This is a genomic window from Methylobacterium sp. J-030 (assembly GCF_022829545.1).
Taxonomy (GTDB): domain Bacteria; phylum Pseudomonadota; class Alphaproteobacteria; order Rhizobiales; family Beijerinckiaceae; genus Methylobacterium.
Genome location: NZ_JAKSYM010000215.1, coordinates 1 through 271, shown reverse-complemented (window position 1 = coordinate 271; position 271 = coordinate 1). Strand labels below are relative to the sequence as shown.

The 271-nt window shown below is 70.8% G+C and carries 1 protein-coding gene; it reads left to right on the top strand.

Annotated elements, in window-relative coordinates:
* Positions 1–59: 59 nt before the first annotated feature.
* The coding region (locus tag MKK75_RS14530) for a hypothetical protein (RefSeq protein WP_244043265.1) at positions 60–271 on the top strand (212 nt) is incomplete at its 3' end.

Here is a 271-nt window from a genome sequence, read left to right as displayed (position 1 = left end):
TCCACCCGCGCCGCCCTCGTGCTCAGCGCGGTTGGCTGCGACTGGCGGGAGGGCTCGGCATGGCTGTGAACCCGTCCACCCGCCGCGCCGCGCTCGGCGCCATCCTCACGGCTCCGCTGGCATCCGCGTCGGCCCGCGCCGATGAGCCCGCTGCGTCGCCCAAGCTCGTCCGGCTGATCGCGAAGCACGATCGCATCAATGCCCTGCTCAATGCATCGGGGGGTGACAGCGGCATCGACTACCCGAAAGGGTTGATCCGAGCAGCTGGAGC